Below are 16471 nucleotides of genomic sequence, written 5' to 3'. Positions count from 1 at the left end.
CCGCCGCCCCCAAATCCGCCGCCACCGCCTCCTCTGCCTCCGCCACCTCGGAATAACATACCTAAAATGAAACCGAAGAAGAAACTGTTAAAGAAACGATGATCAAAATAGATCAACAAGATGAGCAGGATGCCGATAATTACTTTAGCCCAGAGGGGCAGGGGATTATTAGATGAGGATGAAGATGAATCAGGTAATGCTTGCGGCGGGTTGATCTCCAGGGTTACTTGATACTCCTTAGCCACTACCTGAGCTAAAGCACTGTAACCATTTAGAATTCCTTGATTATAATCATTCTTTTGAAAATAAGGGAGCATATACTCATCCTGAATTTGACCCGTCTTGGCATCAGGTAAAGTCCCTTCCAGCCCATAACCTACTTCAATCCGAGAGACCCGATCCGTGGGCGATACCAGGATTAGCAGGCCATTATTCAAGTTTTTATCGCCGATCCCCCATCCCCTCAAAATAGATAAGGCGTATTCTTCAGGTGCTGTTTCGTTCAAGCTGTTTACCGTGACAACCACAATTTGAGCTTTCGTCTTTTGTGCCAGCGAAGCAGACGTTTGAATAATTAGTTGTTCGGCAGCCGGCTCAAGAACATTGGCCTGGTCTAAAACATAAAATTCACGACTCGGTTGAGGGATGTCTGGGCCTGCCGCCCTTAATGGGGAGGCAATTGCCAGGAATAGCAAAATCAACACCGCAAGAAGGGGTATCCTCTTCATGTGGTTTCATTCCCTTCATTTTACATGTTATTTCGAAAAGTCGACTGTCGGGACATTCTCTACATTTGCATCCGGTTTAAAATAATCCCTTGGTCCAAAGCCCAAAATCCTAGCATAAAGCGATGTGGGAAGAGTCTTTATTTTAGTATTGTAGGACTGAACAGAATAGTTATAGTCCATGCGAGCTGTAGCAATGCGATTTTCCGTACCGGCTAACTCATCCTGTAAGGCCCGAAAGTTAGCATCCGATTTGAGCTGGGGATAGTTCTCACCAATGGCTAATAATCTTCCCAGGGCACCGGTTAAAGCCTGATCAGCCTCACCTTTATCTGTTACAGTTGCAGCACCCGCTAATTTTGCTCTTGCCTCCGCAACATCAGTAAAGATCTCTTTTTCCTGTGAGGCATATCCTTTCACAGTCTCAACTAAATTGGGAATTAAATCTGCCCTGCGCTGTAACTTATTTTGCACCTCACTCCAACTCCCATTGACCTGTTCTGAGATTTTTACAAGATTATTGTAACCCGAGATCAGCAGCGCACCCAGAATGATAATAATACCAACCGGAATTAACCATTTTTTCAGCATCTTTATTCCCCTCCATATTCTACGTATTCCATAATCATGTCCATAATTCAGTTCCTGATGCAAGCTTTCAAATATTCAATTTTCTATTTTCTTATTCTTTGTTATTTTGTAAAACCCTTTCTTTTTACAATATTAATACCTGACCATCCCCAAGATCAGTATACCAGTAACTTCCTTTGGGTAACAACAGTCGAACTAATTATAACGCTTTTTCCAGAAGAAAATTTACCAGATTCCTTTGAAATATCAACCGTTATGTAACATTAATAAACAAATACAGAGCTTTAGGATCTGTTCGCTACCTGGAAGCAGCAAACTCGAAAGCCCTGTATTACTGCATTAAGATAAGTTATATTCCAATTCTCACTTTCCGATTCTCACCTAAGTGTTATTCCTTTCGCTGTGCTCAAGGCACAAAATTGAATGAAAGTAAGTATACCTGCTTACTTTATAAAAAGAGGAAGATAATGTTATTCGGGTCTTAGAAGAAAACTACCAGATTCGTTTAGAGCCAACATAATGGCTCCACCAATAGTTGCCCATAGTAGAAACCATTACCCCACGACTGGAAGTGGCGTTGATGAATTTACCATTTCCGACATAGATGCCTACGTGAGATACTTGATGATCCGCTCTCATGCTAAAGAACACTAAATCGCCAGGTTGCAGGTTCTTAGCAGGTATATAAGTTCCTTTATTATACTGATCACGGCTTACGGGGGGAAGGTTTATTCCTACTGATGCAAAGGCTTTTTGTGTCAACGCTGAACAGTCTATACCAGAAAAGCTTGTTCCTCCCCAAACGTATGGTGTACCAATATACCTATTCGCCGTATTGATCACAGTTCGCATTTTATCAACATGATATGCCCAAGTAGTAGGTGCCGCTGTCGTACTAGCTTCTGCGATAGGTGCTACTAAAAATGTACCCATTATTAGTATGCTAAGAATAAGTGCTAATTTCTTTTTCATTTTGCCCTCCTTGTTAAATGTTTAATAACTTACAGGACAAGTATAACAGCTAACAACTGTCACTAAAAGAATAAGTTGTTGGTATAATTTCCTCTATATATCTATAAAGGTGATAAAATGAAAGAACGACAGATTATTGAATACGAATACACCTGCCTTCACTTCACTTTGAATAAATTTCAAAGAGGGACGTCCTTATTGTTTAGATAGCGTTTGCTCCTTAAAGTGGTTAATTGCGCTTGACAAAGACTTTAAAATGTGTATTATTGTATTAAGCGCTTAATACAATAATACACGGAGGCGATCCACATGCCCTGGGAATTAAAATCCGACAGACCTATTTACACCCAGCTGATTGAGCAAATCGAGCTGATGATATTTTCCGGTGTTTACCCCCTGGGGTCCAAACTACCTTCGGGACGGGATATGGCTCAGGAGGCCGCAGTCAATCCCAACACCATGCAGAGGGCTCTGGCAAAATTGGAAGAAGATGGCCTCATAATTACCCACCGCACAAGTGGGCGGTCGATTACGGAGGATGCGCATCAGGTTGAAATGGCAAAAACCAAAATGGCTCAGGAGCAAATCTCTGAATTTCTGGAAAAAATGCGGTTGATGGGCTTTGAACAAAAAGAGATCCTCACTATTATTAATAACATGGTAAAGGAGATGAATACATGAGCATAATTTTAGAATGCATCGACCTTACAAAAAAATTTGGTAGCAAAACAGCTATATCAGCTGTTAATCTAAAGATAGAGCGCGGGCAAATCGTGGGGCTTCTGGGACCTAACGGCAGTGGAAAAAGCACCCTCATCAAGCTGGCCAACGAACTCTTGACCCCCACCAGTGGAAATATTCTCATAGGAGGTAAAGAACCAGGCCTCGAGACCAAGAAAATTGTCTCCTACCTCCCGGAAAAGACTTATTTGAATGATTGGATGCGCGTACACCAGATCATTGAACTATTCTCAGATTTCTATGCTGATTTTAACCCGAAGAAAGCTTACTACATGCTTGAAAGCCTAAATATCAACGCGAATGACAAACTGAAAACAATGTCCAAAGGAACGAAGGAAAAAGTACAGTTAATCCTGGTCATGAGCCGCGAAGCGGAACTATATCTTTTGGATGAGCCTATTGGCGGAGTGGACCCGGCAGCAAGGGATTATATTCTGCAAACTATTCTTCCATCGGGCACCTGTTCAGTCAGCATAAAATGTTGGCCTCCTTCGGAGCCCTCATTCTTCTAAATACTATTTCCCAAATCATGTTTTATTGTTCTGGAATCGCCAACTTATGCAATATTCATGTCAGTTCCAATGATTTTATGGGCATGCAGTTGGTAATTCAACCGGTGATTCGTTATGGCATAGTTTATACCGGACTTCTCTGTGCAGCCTTCTTCGCCGTAACGAATTTTATTTTAAGCAAAAGATTGAATCTGGAATAAGCTAGATTACGCTCATAGCAGATAAACCGAATACACAATAGTATGTAATTCGGTTACGATTCAAGCCTGCTGGACAGCCCGCACTGTAATAGCTCTATCCGAGAGCAGCCACATGATCATATGAGCAGTTTCCGGCGTGCTGACTTCAAAGTCCCAAAAGGTATCATGTGCTGAGGAAGCTTGAGGTATAGCGTAATCAATGCAGCAAAACCAACAAACTCAACAGTCAGCTCAGCTGGCTGAACAAACGATTCAACAAGCCTTGCAAACGATTCAGCAAGCAATCCACAGCCAATCCTGAAGCTGTTCAACAGGTAAAGCCCAATGAACGCGTCTGCTTTTTCAAGCATAGCTGTGGCGAGATACAATGCATCGGAGTATCAATTGCGATGCGACTAAACCCATGACTTACTATTCCACTGAAGTGGATTTGTCAATATCTGATCTTTTATTGTTTTTGTGTATGGAATTGACCCCACTAAAGTGGATTTTAGATTCAGTGAAATTGAATTCGTTTATTTCGCCACTGCGAAGCAGTTTTGTATGCCAAAGGCTATGACGATGTTTGACATACTCCCTATTAATTGATCCACAAAACATTCCTGGAAGTAGTGAGCGATTTTCCTTGATGAGAAATGCAGCTAAGTGTCCGATAACTCCAAAAATTATTAAGACAGTACCAATATTATGCAATGCAGTGTTCCAATACAAAAGAGAGGTTTGAATCTCAACACCAGGGACATTTTTCAGGGTCTTAATCAAACCGGTAACGATCAGGAGGAGAAGACAAAGACCGATAAACAGATAAGCGAGGCGTTGTTCAGCCAGGTATTTATCCGAATCTGGTTCTTGGCCTTTGGTTAACATTGCTTTGATAATCCGATAAGATTCTTTCATATCTCCCTTACGCGGGAAAATATCAAACTCCTGGCGAGCAAATGCATAAACAATATGGAAAGTTACGACAAATAATAGTACTATCGCTCCCAAATAATGAAGGTTAAGGGTGATGAAATAATTGCCGAGCCATTCCGCACCGGGTAACTTTGTAACATTATACCGAGAGTAGAGTGGTAGCTGCCCTAAGCCGGTGATAATAAGCAGCATGACAGAAAGAGCAGTTGTCCAGTGGACAAAACGATTGGCATAGCTTTGTCTAAATATTTTGCTCTGCTTATGATTATTTGTTTTTTTCGTCATCGATAGACCCCCCTCCTTGATTATTCTTGGTGTTCTGTACTCGTTTAGCTTTATCACCTTTCATAGTTTTATAAGCTGTTAAGCCGGCAACCGCTGCTCCAGCAAATGGAGCTATTACCGCACTTAGAAAGATACCTTTTCCCGAAGAAAGGTAATTGTCAACATGGACAGGCATACCGGGACGGCCTGGAGCAGTATCTTTTTTACTCACTTTGTCTGCTTTGATCGCAGCATCAATTTTCTCAAATGGAATGGCCGAAATGTACAATGTTGGAGTTCCTCCATTTTCTTTATCCCCGTAAATATAGCCGCTGATTTCTTTTGCTTTTTGATAAGCAAGATTTCTTACGTCTTCTCTCGGACCAATCGAGATGGCGCCCTGCGGACAAGCGCTCATACAAGCGGGTTGTTTACCCTCAGCTAAAAGCTCAACACACATATCGCACTTATACATGACTCCACCACCAGCTAAATCCGGGGCGAAATCAAGGTAGATCCCAACTCCGGCTTGGCGCTGAGGAATGCCCCAAGGACATACGTCACGACATTTGGCCCCTCCAAAACATAATTCGTCGTCAATGGACACGGCTCCCGATTCATCTTTAGTGATCACGCTAAAGGGACATAGTTTTAAACAGGTTGGATTATCACAGTGCATACAGCGTCTTGGAACATAGACCTCATATAGAGCACCGTTATGCTCGACACTGACATGGTCAACAAACGTCCAATTGTATGGAGTCAAGCGGCTTTTTAGATCTCGTTTGTTCGACCAGTCTTCAACTTTCTTCTGTGGCCAATAGTTTTTTAGAGGCTTTTTGGGTTCAGGGAATCTTTCTTGATTATGATTGCTGCATGCCTGGACACAAAATGGCGTATCATAATTTCTACACCCGTCACACTTGGTTAAATCAATCAAGGTACCTAGTTTACCACTACTTAATCCTGCAGCCCGAACAGGCTTGTTTAGACCTGTTGCTGCAAGTACTCCTAAAATTCCAGCTGCTGTGGTCCTCTTGAAAAAGATTCTGCGCGAAATATTTTCCCCCATTGCCATTTACCCCCTACCCCTATATGGTATATATGATATATTTGAATTTATCATATATTTAGAGATATTACAAGAAAAAATTTCCCGGACTACCTAAGTGGTTAATATGACTCTCCCACTTAGGTGAGGCGGGCTCTCTGATGGTATCGGGCACAGGCATCAGGAGATTTCCGGACAGTTGCTTACGCTTTTTAATAACTATTTAAAAGGGAAAACTTGCCGGGTTTATGCGGCGCCTTTCGATGTCCGCTTACCCCAACAGCATGAGAACGAGGAACATACTTCTACCGTTGTGCAACCGGATTTGGTTATAGTATGTGATAAGACCAAATTAGATCATCTAGGCTGTAAAGGAAACCCTGACCTAGTTGTAGAGATTACTTCGCCCTCTACTTTTCAAAAAGACCTAAAGGAGAAATTCATCCTATACATTGTTGTGGCAAACACAATCTATGAACAGTTACAGTACCTATTTCCTGGACAGGTGGGGCGTTATCATTCCAAAATGGACGAGTGGAGTCGCAAAGAAATCCTGCGTAAATATCACGACGCGCAAATTCGCATCCTTGTAAGCTGCCGCGCCCTAGATGAAGGTTTGAATGTACCTTCAACCGACATCGGAATCATCGCCTCCTCCACCAGCAGTACCCGGCAACGAATCCAAAGACTGGGCCGAATCCTGCGCCAATCTGGTATAAAGCACTCAGCCAAACTGTATTACCTATATATCGGTTCATCCAACGAGGAAAAGGACTTACTGGCCAGAATTTCTCGCGACCTGACTGGGATAATTCCTATCCTGGACTTGGAGTATGATCACGATAGCCAGACCTTTCATAATTTCGCCTACGAAGCCTTGGCTGATCGAGTCATAGCCTATACTCTGCACAAAGGTTGGAGCAAGAAGATCATTACGGAGATTACCAGTAACCTGGAGCGTGGTATGCTGGGGTGTGATTGGTGGCTCTCCGAGCAGGACTGCCGCTTGAAAATTCGAAACGCCGCCTCCCGGTCAGAACAGAATTACTGGGTTAGCATGTGCTTACTAGTGCAGGCTAGTCTTGGTCGGTTAACCGAGGGTTAATTTCATAATTGATATTTACTCAAAATTATGATACAATAAATGCATGAATATTGAGAACAAGGAGCGAGGTCTATGCCGAACATTCGTCCCATCTCTGATTTGCGTAATAATGCTAACGAAATTTCTGAATTCTGCCATAACGAACGCCAGCCTGTGTTCATAACTAAGAACGGCAAAGGTGATATGGTGGTGATGAGTATAGAAACCTATGAGCGACAGCAGACTCTAATTGAACTCTATAGCAAGTTGGCTGAAGCTGAGGCTGAGATTGCAAACGGTGCTGAAGGAAAGGACTTCTTTGAAGTGGCAAAAAAGTTGAGGGCTAATGTCCATGGAAAAGTATGAACTGAAGATATTCCCCTCAGCTGAGCAAGATCTAAGAGATGTTATTAATTATCTAAATGAGCTTTCACCACAGGCTGCTCTAAAAATCTACGATGAAATTGTCGATAGCATCGCTTCTCTTGAACAAATGCCCCTGCGCTGTTCACTGGCAAAGAATACCGTGCTGCGTTCGAAAAAATATCGTTTGCTGATAGTGCAGAACTATGTCGTATTCTTTATTGTAAGCGGCAACATAGTACAAATACGGCGAATACTATATGGTCGAAGGCAATACGAATTCCTGTTATAAAATTATCGGTTGTTTGCCTAACGCTTAGATGCACAGGTCACCCTGTGAATCTTATTCCCAATTCTATAAGCTTATCTACATGATTAATTATAGAAAGCGGAATATTTAATAGGTTTCCGTCTGCAATAGAGCTTTTTAATCGTATTTTAATGTTAATCAAATTCTCCTTGAAGTCTTCTTTGTTAGAATTCATCCATACTCAATATGCACATAATAAAAAACCAAAGGAGGAGATTCCATGACAACTTTAGAACAAGTGGAAAAACTTCGTGCCATGGCCAACGTAAGCTACGACGAGGCAAAAACCGCCCTCGATATGTCAAACGGGGATTTGCTTGACGCCATTATTTATCTGGAGAAACAGGGAAAGGTAAACACACCGCCCGGAGGCGGTTATTACAGCAGCGAAAAAACCGCAGAACCAAACGTTGGGACCAGTAATACTAAGCACTGGGAAAAACAAACTAAGTCCGGCAACGGTGGAGAAACCTTTACTTCTATGATGAAGAAATTGGGGAAATTCCTCATGAAGATGATCCGCAAGGGCAATGCTTATTACTTTGAAGTGCTCAAGGGCGAGGAAATCAAAGCGTCTTTCCCTGTCACAGCCCTTGTAGTGCTGCTCTTATTCGCCTTCTGGATTATCGTTCCCCTGATCATTGTCGGACTGTTCTTTGGTTTTCGCTATCGTTTCAACGGATCTGATTTTTTGGAGAAGACTGTCAATGACGCGATGAATAGCGCAGCGGACGCCGCCCTAAACCTCAAGAAGTCTATCAATAGCAAAGATAATTAACTTGAAACGGCGGGGCTTTCAATGAGTTTGAAAATACTGATTATTGAGGATGAGGAAAAGATAGCCCGATTTGTCGAGCTGGAGCTTGGATATGAAGGTTATACTACCACAAAGGCCTTTGATGGCAGAACAGGGCTTGAACTCGCCGAAACCGGCGAGTTCGACCTTATTTTGCTGGATATTATGCTGCCTAAGTTGAGCGGCATGGAAGTGCTGCGCAGAATTCGCCGAACCTCCTCCGTTCCCATCATCATGTTGACAGCGCGGGATAGCGTAGTGGATAAAGTCTCCGGACTTGACAGCGGGGCGAGCGACTATATCACCAAACCCTTTGCCATTGAGGAGCTTCTCGCCCGGATTCGTACTGCCCTCCGAAAAAACATGCAGGAAGACGTGGTCTTGTCCGCCTCCGGTTTACTGCTGGACCCGGGCCGCCATACGGTTACCATGCTGGGCAAGCCTATTGAACTGACAAAGCGGGAATTTGACCTTCTCCACTATTTGCTGAAAAATAAGGGCTTGGTAGTTTCCCGGGAAGCACTGCTCGAAAATGTCTGGGGCTTTGATTTTGCGGGCGAAACCAACGCCGTTGATGTCTACGTGCGTTTTCTGCGTGGAAAAATCGACGAGGTGTTCAATATTAAACTGATTCACACCGTTAGGGGAGTGGGATATGTGATTAAGGATGAAACGTAAGCCGATAAACAAGCCTACGAACAGTATCGGTCATAAAATACGGTTTTCCCTCGTCACGAAGCTCAACCTCAAACTATTCTTTCGTAGGCTGGGGCTTTTTCTGGTCCTTGATCTGATTCTGTGCCTGGTGTCTGCAGCAGGGCTGATTATGCACACCGAACAGACCGTGACAGCGGCGGCCGAAATGCTTAATCAAACGGGGCTGCCTGCTCCGGAGGCGCAAGACTGGCTTAAGCTCACCGGATTAAGCATTTCGCTGCCCACGGGAGAACAGAAAGGGTTTCAACTACCCACACCCTTCCAACCCCACCATTCCAAGCAGACTGCCTCCGGTGTAAGGAGTATTGCCCTGCCGGATTCGGAAGGCTTGACCTTTTGGAAACAATTAGAGGGTGTCACCTACAATGTGACGCTGGAAGACAGCAGAGGTTCTTATCGTATTTCCGTTAACCCTTTGGAGACCCTACGGATATTTGTAGAGTTGTTTGCTGTTGTCTTGATTTTGGAGCTAATAATGCTGTTCGGCAGCTTTTTCTCGGGGGCAAGAATGATCCGAAAAACCCTCCGACCCATTGAAGAATTAGCTGAAACAGCACAAAACCTGACTACCGACGGCGTCTTTTCACCGGAGCAGCTGGAAGTTCTGGCAGGTAAGCTTGACAACATCAATGCCGCAAAGCTGGATACGCGAATTTCAGTGGGCGATACGCAAAGCGAACTGAAAACCCTCGCTTCGGCCATTAACGGGATGCTGGACCGAATCAACGAATCTTACCGTTCCCAGGTGCGCTTTGTGTCGGATGCCTCCCATGAGCTAAGGACGCCGATTTCCGTCATCCAGGGGTATGCAAATCTGCTGGATAGGTGGGGGAAAAATGATCAAAAGACTTTGCAGGAATCTATCGATGCCATCAAGGATGAAACAGCGAATATGAAGGGCTTGGTGGAACAGCTTTTATTTCTGGCGCGAGGCGACAACAACACCATGGCTCTGCAAATAGAGCGTTTTGAACTGTCCGCCCTGGCCATAGAAGTGCTCCGGGAAACGCAGATGATTGACGGTGGGCACGAATACGATTCTGATGTTACACCCGTTTTCATTATGGCGGATAAAAGCCTTATCAAACAGGCGACGCGGATCCTGATTGACAATGCCATGAAATACTCACCCTCGGGTAAACGGATCACCATTTCTGTTTCCGGTGCGGACAGCTCTGCCCGGCTGACCGTACAAGATGAAGGGATTGGTATCGCCCCCGAGGCGGTTCCTCAGATTTTTGACCGGTTCTTCCGCGCCGACGAATCCCGCGCCAGAGCCACGGGCGGTACGGGGCTGGGTTTATCCATTGCCAAGTGGATCACGGAGCGGCATGGCGGGCACATGGAAGTTTTGAGCAGGCAGGATATCGGCACCAGAATTTCCATAATGCTCCCCACTGCGCCCGAGGCATCTGAAACATAATCTGCATAATACTCCTTGCAGGCATTTATTGGCATGCCTTAAACTCGTACGGGGTTGTAACAAAAATGGAAAACCATTTTATTACAACCCCATTTTATTTTTTCGCGAAAACATTTTTCGTGTTATTGTAAAATACAAAATTCAATAAAATTATAAAAACCAGGTTTTGATCCTGGTTTTTATATTGGTCTACTACAATGTTTAGAGATCGAGTTCCCTACCTGTCTGCACATTGGTTGGGAATGCAGGATTTAAGAGATTGCCCTTCACTCGGACAGGTTATTTATTATACGATTGTTCCTTATCCCGTAGGGCTTCCAAACCCAAAAACTGATTATACTCATTAAAATCAAACATTTTATCCCAGTAACCACTTGTCGTTCCCTTATCCATGAGTTCCTTCAGAACGCCTCTGACGGCGAAAGCAGTCGCATAGAGTGTTGAGAGAGCATAGGCGACTGCATTATAACCAAACTCCTGCAGCTCTTTGGTCGGGAAGAAAGGCGTTTTCCCCCCCTCAATCTGGATGGCCAACGTAGGCGCGTCCACCTCGCGGTTAATTCTCAGCATTTCTTCTTTTGAGGTTGGGGCTTCCACATAGACTAAATCTGCCCCAGCTTCCCTGTATCTGTTGCCCCGCTCTATGGCTTCATCGATACCCATTACTCCCAAAGCGTCAGTTCGGGCACAAACGACAAAATCAGGATCTACCCGAGCATCAACAGCCGCCTTTATTTTGGCGATCATTTCATCGGTTTCAATTACCTGTTTACCCTCCATGTGTCCACAGCGCTTCGGAAATAGCTGATCCTCAATAAACATTCCGGCCGCCCCGGCTTTTTCAAATTCCCGTACCGTTCTCATCACGTTAATGACCCCGCCGTGACCGGTGTCACCGTCTACAAAAAGGGGAATGTCTGCGGCTTCCGCAATATTTTTCGCATGCGTTACCATTTCGATAAGTGTGATCAGAGAAAGGTCAGGTTTTCCAAGCAGCGTTGCCGTTGTCGGGTAGCCGCCGAGTGCCATTGCTTTAAACCCGGTTAGTTCAATAAGCTTGGCGGCAATTGCATCATGGGCCACCGGCATGACGAGAATCTCTTCATCCAGGATTAGTTTTTTCAATAGGCTTGTTTTTCTCATGCTTGTTCTACCCCAATCTTTTTTCTGGTATATTTGACGAGTCCGCCCGCATTGATTAATTCACTAATAAAAGGCGGGTAAGGAACAGGCTTAAAGATTAAATCAGCTGTGACATTTTTGATCAGCCCTGAAGCTAGATCAATCTCCAGGTAATCTCCCTCTTTCGTTAGGTCGATCATTTCCCGGCAATCAACCAAGGGAAGTCCAATATTTAATGCATTGCGAAAGAATATCCGGGCAAAGTTCTTGGCAATTACACACGAAATACCTACCCCCATGATTGCCATCGGAGCTATTTCGCGGGAGGAGCCACACCCGAAGTTCGTCTCCGCTACTATGATATCCCCAGGCTGTACCCGACCTGCAAAATCAGGATCGATGTTTTCCATGCAGTGTTTTCCCAATTCTACCGCATCTGATAAATTTGCATAACGGGCCGGAATTATTGCATCCGTATCAATATCGGCCCCAAATTTCCGTACTCTTCCTTTAATCATCACCCATCACCTCTTTGGGGTCAGTGAGTCTCCCTGTAACGGCAGTAGCAGCAGCAACTGCAGGATTTACCAGGTAAACTTCGGAATGGGGGTCACCCATTCGGCCCTGAAAATTTCGATTTGTTGTTGACACACACCGCTCTCCTGCCGCCAAAATTCCCATGTGTCCTCCAACGCATGGCCCACAGGTGGGAGGGCTGACAAGAGCGCCTGCTTTGATGAAAGTTTCTATGTAACCGGCGCGAAGCGCGTCCAGGTAAACTTTTTGAGAACCGGGAATAATAATACACCGCACATCTTTAGAGACCTTTCTATCCTGCAAAACAAGGTGAGCATAGTAAAGATCCTCCAATCTGCCGTTAGTACAACTTCCGATTACTACCTGCTCAACTTCTATTTCCCCGGCTTTTTCCACTGCCATAGCATTACTGGGTGAATGTGGCAAGGCAACCTGCGGCCCTATTTTTTCCACATCAAATTCAATTACCTGTGCATATTCACTTGTGTCATCATTTTCATAAACTGTAAACGGACGAGCAGCCTTCTCCTGTACATAAGCAAGAGTTTTCTCATCAACCTCAAAAAGCCCAACCTTTGCTCCGGCTTCGATGGCCATATTGGCCATCGTAAAGCGTCCGTCCATAGAAAGATCACGAATAGTTTCCCCCGTGAACTCCATGGCCGAATACAAGGCCCCGTCGACACCGATCTGTCCGATAGTGTAGAGCATGAGGTCTTTCCCGGAAACCCATTTACTGGTTTTCCCATTATAGACATACTTAATCGTCGGAGGAACCTTCATCCAGATTTCGCCTGTAACCATAGCAACAGCTATATCAGTCGACCCCATACCTGTAGCGAAGGAGCCCAGCGCCCCATAGGTACAGGTATGGGAATCTCCTCCCACCACTACATCCCCTGGAAGAACCAATCCCTTCTCCGGCAAGTAAACGTGCTCAATCCCAATATCACCGGCTTCAACAAAAACTATCCCCATTTCCCGAGCAAATTCCCGCATCTTTTTGATTTCCGTAGCAGCAGCCACATCTTTGTTAGGAGTAAAATGATCCATCACAAACACAATCTTGCCAGGATCAAATAATTTCCGAGCGCCAAGCGCCTGCAGTTGCTTAATTGCAATATGTGCAGTCAGGTCGCTGGCCATTACAAGATCAACTTTGACGTTGACAAACTCTCCGCTCCTTACCGATTGCATGCCTGTGTGTGCAGCCAATATTTTTTCTACAATTGTCATGAAAATCTCCTACCCTTTTGTCTTCCCCCGATAGCTAATCGCCACGTATTTGAGGTGCGAAGTGCGTGGTTCGTGGCCGGTGGTTCGTGTTTTATAGTTCGTGATCAATATTGCACATCAAATATCGCACATCTAGTATTTACTAAGCTCCAGGATAAATTCAACTATACTTCAAATTGAGTTATAACTCAACCAAAAAAGCTAAATTCACTCCATTCAAAATAAGTTTTCTAAATAAAAATCGCAAGCCTTTATATTATCATAAGTAAACGTAACCTTCCATAATTCTCCTCGCCGTCCTGTGCGCCACCGCTTTCTCTATCCAAAATTTCGAATCCTTTTCCCGACATATTACGTCCACTGAAATTAGGCCTGCAAAGTGACCAATCGTTATTGTTTCACTGTCCGCCGCACTGGGCGGGATAAATTCATGAACAACCGAGCCTTTTAGTCTGACGGCCACCGCAGTTGCAATGCTGGCAGTTCCCGGGTAGGCCTTATGCATCATCCTTGCCCCATATAATTTGGAGAGAATCGTAATATTTTCCGGGTTCATCATTTCTCCGGTTTTGCTGTTTTTCCATGGTACAGGCTCCTGAACCAGGGCAACTGCCGGCATAAAGTAGTTATTTTCATCAAGTTTGATCAGCCGGGCTACAGCGACCCTAATTTGTTCCAGAGTATGAAGAAGTTCTTTGTTGGCATCCAGTTCTACTGCCGATTCTGTCCCCATTAAGCCAAAATCTCTGGCTCTGATATGAGCAACAGGCATGGAGGCATCAATAATGGAAACCTCAATTTTTCCTATATTCTTGACCTCGATGACATCTTTCCGGTTTCCGGTCGGCAATAACTTACCTGTCAGCATCCCAGCCGTATCTGAAAAGTCTAAAGCGATTTTTGCCCCGGAACCCGGTACGCCATCAATTACGTAATCCCCCTCATATACCACTTTGCCTTCTTTTGTAGGAAATTCAATAGTAAGATACTTACCTACGTTTGGACAATAGACTTTCACTGATGTACGCAGTCCCTGTGCTTTGATCAATCCTTCTTCAACGGCAAATGGGCCTACTGCTGCGGATAAATTACCGCACACAAATCCCCAATCAATTATTGGTTCATTGATTCCTATCTGACCAAAACTATAGTCAAGATCAGCGTCTTCTTTACTGGGCGGGCCAATAATGGCTACCTTGCTTGTGAGTATATCCGCGCCACCGAGTCCGTCAATCTGCCTCTTATCAGGACTACCCATCACTTTCAGAATAACCCTTTTTCTTTCTTCAATATCGCAAGGCAGGTCATTTTCGCGAAAAAACACACCCTTACTCGTTCCACCCCTCATAATTACGCAGCGAATCTTTTCCATATATAGCCTCCCGTTTTTATATAAGATCTGATATTCAACATAGCTCCCGCTCTATTGAATATTTTGAACTCAAATAAATCTTCATAACTTATATTTATTCGACCTAAATAATCTTTTACCTTCTTAAATTCAAACAAATTGTCGAACAAATATTTATATTTTTTACCTGCTGGTATAAAGAATTCCTAAAGTTAAATAATATCCCTATAATTTATAATATCGAAGTAATGGAAGGTGTAGCATATGGATGAGGGTTTAGTAGTCATTGTTAGAGCTTTTATCGGCTTTTTTTCTCTCCTTATTTTTGCAAGAATAATTGGGAAAGAACAAATAAGCCAACTTAATTTTTTTGATTACGTGCTGGGGATTACAATTGGGTCTATTGCCGCTACCTTAACAACAGATTTATCCAGTAAGGCTTGGCCCCATTGGATAGGGCTTTTAACCTGGTGTGCATTAGGATACTTGATGGAAATAATATCAACAAAATGGAGATATGCAGCGAAATATTTAGAAGGGGAACCGGCTATTGTAATAATGAATGGCAAGATTATGGAAAATGTTTTAAGAAAAATGAAATATAGGATCTCAGAGGTTTTAGAACTTCTCAGGAACAAAGGGGTCTTTGACGTGACACAAGTAGATTTTGCAATTATTGAACCCAATGGTCAGATTTCAATATTATTAAAGCCGGAACACCAACCTTTAACTCCTAAGGACATGAAAATTGCCGTTTCCCCGACAGGAATAAGCACTGAATTAGTTTACGATGGAATTATTATCGAAGAAAATCTAAGACAGCTTAACAAAGACAAAACCTGGCTGCTTAAAGAGCTCAAAAAACAGGGCATTCGTGATATATCAGAAGTTTTCCTGGTAACATTAAATCCGGCAGGAAGTTTATATGTGGACAGGTACGATGATCATCTTAAGAAGATTACTGATATTGGTGATTATAAGGGCCCATACTAAGGAGATGATTGAATGAGAAGGTTTATGGTGATAGCTATTCCCATAGTCACACTGGTTTTCTTTGTTCTGATCATGCTAAGCGGTGATATATTAAAACAGCCCTTAGTGGGAGATGACAATATTCCACAATCCATTGAAACAATTATACAGGATGTCAATCATGAAAATTGGACAGCAGCTAAACAAAATACAGAAAATTTAAATAAAGTATGGGATAAAATAGTCACTAGAGTACAATTTAGTTCAGAACGTTATGAAATTAATGCTTTCTCTATAAATATTGCAAGGCTTAGGGGCGCTATTCAAGCTAAAGATAAATCAAGTGGCCTCATAGAATTAAATGAGGCCTATGAGCATTGGCAAGAACTTGGGAAGTGAACCATAGCAGCCGGTTTTTGCCATTTATTGAATGAATTTCATAATATAATTTCGAAGCTCATAACCACTACATGCAGTAAACTATGTGTGATTTTCGTACTACATATAGTGATGAAGATAGCAATTTTAGGGTATTATGAAATTGATTAATTACATAAATAAATTTAGAGGACATTCGCATATTTCGTCG

The 16471-nt window shown here is 43.4% G+C and carries 19 protein-coding genes and 1 pseudogene; 10 read left to right on the top strand and 10 right to left on the bottom strand.

Going from position 1 to position 16471, the window contains the following annotated elements; genetic code table 11:
* The 3 genes from AC6I5A_RS13260 to AC6I5A_RS13250 form a co-directional block, all read right to left on the bottom strand.
* Positions 1-728: TPM domain-containing protein (locus AC6I5A_RS13260; RefSeq protein WP_034616896.1), on the bottom strand; the 728-nt coding region annotated here is incomplete at its 3' end.
* Between the two features lie 27 nt (positions 729-755).
* Positions 756-1313 carry a LemA family protein gene (locus tag AC6I5A_RS13255; RefSeq protein WP_034616941.1) on the bottom strand — a complete coding sequence of 186 codons (558 nt, stop codon included), beginning with the start codon at positions 1311-1313 and terminating at the stop codon, positions 756-758.
* 495 nt (positions 1314-1808) lie between these two features.
* A complete protein-coding gene (locus tag AC6I5A_RS13250) occupies positions 1809-2288 on the bottom strand; it encodes a C40 family peptidase (protein ID WP_034616893.1) in 480 nt (159 codons plus the stop codon).
* Between the two features lie 309 nt (positions 2289-2597).
* On the opposite strand from AC6I5A_RS13250, the gene AC6I5A_RS13245 reads away from it, so the two are divergent.
* Both AC6I5A_RS13245 and AC6I5A_RS13240 read left to right on the top strand, forming a co-directional pair.
* Complete coding sequence (locus AC6I5A_RS13245; RefSeq protein ID WP_034616892.1) at positions 2598-2969, top strand: GntR family transcriptional regulator; 372 nt, start codon at positions 2598-2600, stop codon at positions 2967-2969.
* Positions 2966-3478 (top strand): annotated as a pseudogene (locus tag AC6I5A_RS13240) (ATP-binding cassette domain-containing protein); the annotation flags it as partial. The gene AC6I5A_RS13245 and the pseudogene AC6I5A_RS13240, both read left to right, overlap by 4 nt.
* A 323-nt stretch (positions 3479-3801) precedes the next feature.
* Here AC6I5A_RS13240 and AC6I5A_RS13235 read toward each other — a convergent pair.
* The 3 genes from AC6I5A_RS13235 to AC6I5A_RS13225 form a co-directional block, all read right to left on the bottom strand.
* Positions 3802-3930 carry a catalase gene (locus AC6I5A_RS13235; protein ID WP_497900765.1) on the bottom strand — a complete coding sequence of 43 codons (129 nt, stop codon included), beginning with the start codon at positions 3928-3930 and terminating at the stop codon, positions 3802-3804.
* A 222-nt stretch (positions 3931-4152) separates the two neighbouring features.
* Positions 4153-4941: a cytochrome b/b6 domain-containing protein gene (locus tag AC6I5A_RS13230; protein ID WP_052168103.1), complete on the bottom strand. Its 789-nt coding sequence runs from the start codon at positions 4939-4941 to the stop codon at positions 4153-4155.
* Positions 4922-5992, bottom strand: coding sequence for a 4Fe-4S dicluster domain-containing protein (locus AC6I5A_RS13225; protein ID WP_034616884.1), 1071 nt, complete (start codon positions 5990-5992; stop codon positions 4922-4924). Before AC6I5A_RS13225 ends, AC6I5A_RS13230 begins: the two co-directional genes overlap by 20 nt.
* A 145-nt stretch (positions 5993-6137) precedes the next feature.
* Here AC6I5A_RS13225 and AC6I5A_RS13220 point away from each other — a divergent pair, with 145 nt between their 5' ends.
* From AC6I5A_RS13220 to AC6I5A_RS13195, 6 genes are all read left to right on the top strand, one after another.
* Complete coding sequence (locus tag AC6I5A_RS13220; protein ID WP_497900764.1) at positions 6138-7076, top strand: Uma2 family endonuclease; 939 nt, start codon at positions 6138-6140, stop codon at positions 7074-7076.
* Positions 7077-7148: 72 nt separating this feature from the next.
* A complete protein-coding gene (locus tag AC6I5A_RS13215; RefSeq protein WP_034616881.1) occupies positions 7149-7421 on the top strand; it encodes a type II toxin-antitoxin system Phd/YefM family antitoxin in 273 nt (90 codons plus the stop codon).
* Positions 7408-7710, top strand: a complete 303-nt coding sequence (locus AC6I5A_RS13210) for a type II toxin-antitoxin system RelE/ParE family toxin (RefSeq protein ID WP_034616878.1) — start codon at positions 7408-7410, stop codon at positions 7708-7710. Before AC6I5A_RS13215 ends, AC6I5A_RS13210 begins: the two co-directional genes overlap by 14 nt.
* Before the next feature lie 238 nt (positions 7711-7948).
* Entirely contained in the window at positions 7949-8506 is a 558-nt protein-coding gene (locus AC6I5A_RS13205; protein WP_034616875.1) for a DUF4342 domain-containing protein, read from the top strand.
* 21 nt (positions 8507-8527) lie between these two features.
* On the top strand, positions 8528-9202 hold the full coding sequence (locus tag AC6I5A_RS13200; protein WP_034616872.1) for a response regulator transcription factor: 675 nt from the start codon (positions 8528-8530) through the stop codon (positions 9200-9202).
* Positions 9192-10664 (top strand): sensor histidine kinase, encoded by a 1473-nt coding sequence (locus AC6I5A_RS13195; RefSeq protein ID WP_034616869.1) that lies wholly within the window; start codon positions 9192-9194, stop codon positions 10662-10664. Before AC6I5A_RS13200 ends, AC6I5A_RS13195 begins: the two co-directional genes overlap by 11 nt.
* 279 nt (positions 10665-10943) lie before the next feature.
* On the opposite strand, the gene AC6I5A_RS13190 is transcribed toward AC6I5A_RS13195, so the two are convergent.
* From AC6I5A_RS13190 to AC6I5A_RS13175, 4 genes are all read right to left on the bottom strand, one after another.
* Positions 10944-11807 (bottom strand): isocitrate lyase/PEP mutase family protein, encoded by an 864-nt coding sequence (locus tag AC6I5A_RS13190; protein ID WP_034616866.1) that lies wholly within the window; start codon positions 11805-11807, stop codon positions 10944-10946.
* The gene (locus AC6I5A_RS13185; RefSeq protein WP_034616864.1) at positions 11804-12304 is read right to left on the bottom strand and encodes a 3-isopropylmalate dehydratase small subunit; all 501 of its coding nucleotides are present in this window, start codon (positions 12302-12304) and stop codon (positions 11804-11806) included. The genes AC6I5A_RS13190 and AC6I5A_RS13185 overlap by 4 nt, the downstream gene beginning before the upstream one ends.
* Positions 12297-13565: a 3-isopropylmalate dehydratase large subunit gene (leuC, locus tag AC6I5A_RS13180; protein WP_034616862.1), complete on the bottom strand. Its 1269-nt coding sequence runs from the start codon at positions 13563-13565 to the stop codon at positions 12297-12299. Before leuC ends, AC6I5A_RS13185 begins: the two co-directional genes overlap by 8 nt.
* Positions 13566-13818: 253 nt before the next feature.
* Positions 13819-14931, bottom strand: coding sequence for a 2-methylaconitate cis-trans isomerase PrpF family protein (locus AC6I5A_RS13175; protein ID WP_034616861.1), 1113 nt, complete (start codon positions 14929-14931; stop codon positions 13819-13821).
* Between the two features lie 243 nt (positions 14932-15174).
* Between AC6I5A_RS13175 and AC6I5A_RS13170 the strand changes: the two genes are divergently transcribed.
* Positions 15175-15903: a YetF domain-containing protein gene (locus AC6I5A_RS13170; RefSeq protein WP_034616859.1), complete on the top strand. Its 729-nt coding sequence runs from the start codon at positions 15175-15177 to the stop codon at positions 15901-15903.
* A 12-nt stretch (positions 15904-15915) separates the two neighbouring features.
* Positions 15916-16281 carry a DUF4363 family protein gene (locus AC6I5A_RS13165; RefSeq protein ID WP_034616856.1) on the top strand — a complete coding sequence of 122 codons (366 nt, stop codon included), beginning with the start codon at positions 15916-15918 and terminating at the stop codon, positions 16279-16281.
* The last annotated feature ends 190 nt before the right edge of the window (positions 16282-16471 follow it).

Source organism: Desulfosporosinus sp. Tol-M2 (assembly GCF_059735615.1).
Note: the sequence above shows the minus strand (reverse complement) of the source record. Positions and strands in the feature narration are given on the sequence as shown.

Bases quoted from the DNA above. Each gene is read 5' to 3' on its own strand.
- AC6I5A_RS13250 (WP_034616893.1), bottom strand. From the start codon at position 2,288: ATGAAAAAGAAATTAGCACTTATTCTTAGCATACTAATAATGGGTACA.
- AC6I5A_RS13245 (WP_034616892.1), top strand. From the start codon at position 2,598: ATGCCCTGGGAATTAAAATCCGACAGACCTATTTACACCCAGCTGATT.
- AC6I5A_RS13230 (WP_052168103.1), bottom strand. From the start codon at position 4,941: ATGACGAAAAAAACAAATAATCATAAGCAGAGCAAAATATTTAGACAA.
- AC6I5A_RS13225 (WP_034616884.1), bottom strand. From the start codon at position 5,992: ATGGGGGAAAATATTTCGCGCAGAATCTTTTTCAAGAGGACCACAGCA.
- AC6I5A_RS13215 (WP_034616881.1), top strand. From the start codon at position 7,149: ATGCCGAACATTCGTCCCATCTCTGATTTGCGTAATAATGCTAACGAA.
- AC6I5A_RS13210 (WP_034616878.1), top strand. From the start codon at position 7,408: ATGGAAAAGTATGAACTGAAGATATTCCCCTCAGCTGAGCAAGATCTA.
- AC6I5A_RS13205 (WP_034616875.1), top strand. From the start codon at position 7,949: ATGACAACTTTAGAACAAGTGGAAAAACTTCGTGCCATGGCCAACGTA.
- AC6I5A_RS13200 (WP_034616872.1), top strand. From the start codon at position 8,528: ATGAGTTTGAAAATACTGATTATTGAGGATGAGGAAAAGATAGCCCGA.
- AC6I5A_RS13195 (WP_034616869.1), top strand. From the start codon at position 9,192: ATGAAACGTAAGCCGATAAACAAGCCTACGAACAGTATCGGTCATAAA.
- AC6I5A_RS13190 (WP_034616866.1), bottom strand. From the start codon at position 11,807: ATGAGAAAAACAAGCCTATTGAAAAAACTAATCCTGGATGAAGAGATT.
- AC6I5A_RS13185 (WP_034616864.1), bottom strand. From the start codon at position 12,304: ATGATTAAAGGAAGAGTACGGAAATTTGGGGCCGATATTGATACGGAT.
- AC6I5A_RS13175 (WP_034616861.1), bottom strand. From the start codon at position 14,931: ATGGAAAAGATTCGCTGCGTAATTATGAGGGGTGGAACGAGTAAGGGT.
- AC6I5A_RS13170 (WP_034616859.1), top strand. From the start codon at position 15,175: ATGGATGAGGGTTTAGTAGTCATTGTTAGAGCTTTTATCGGCTTTTTT.
- AC6I5A_RS13165 (WP_034616856.1), top strand. From the start codon at position 15,916: ATGAGAAGGTTTATGGTGATAGCTATTCCCATAGTCACACTGGTTTTC.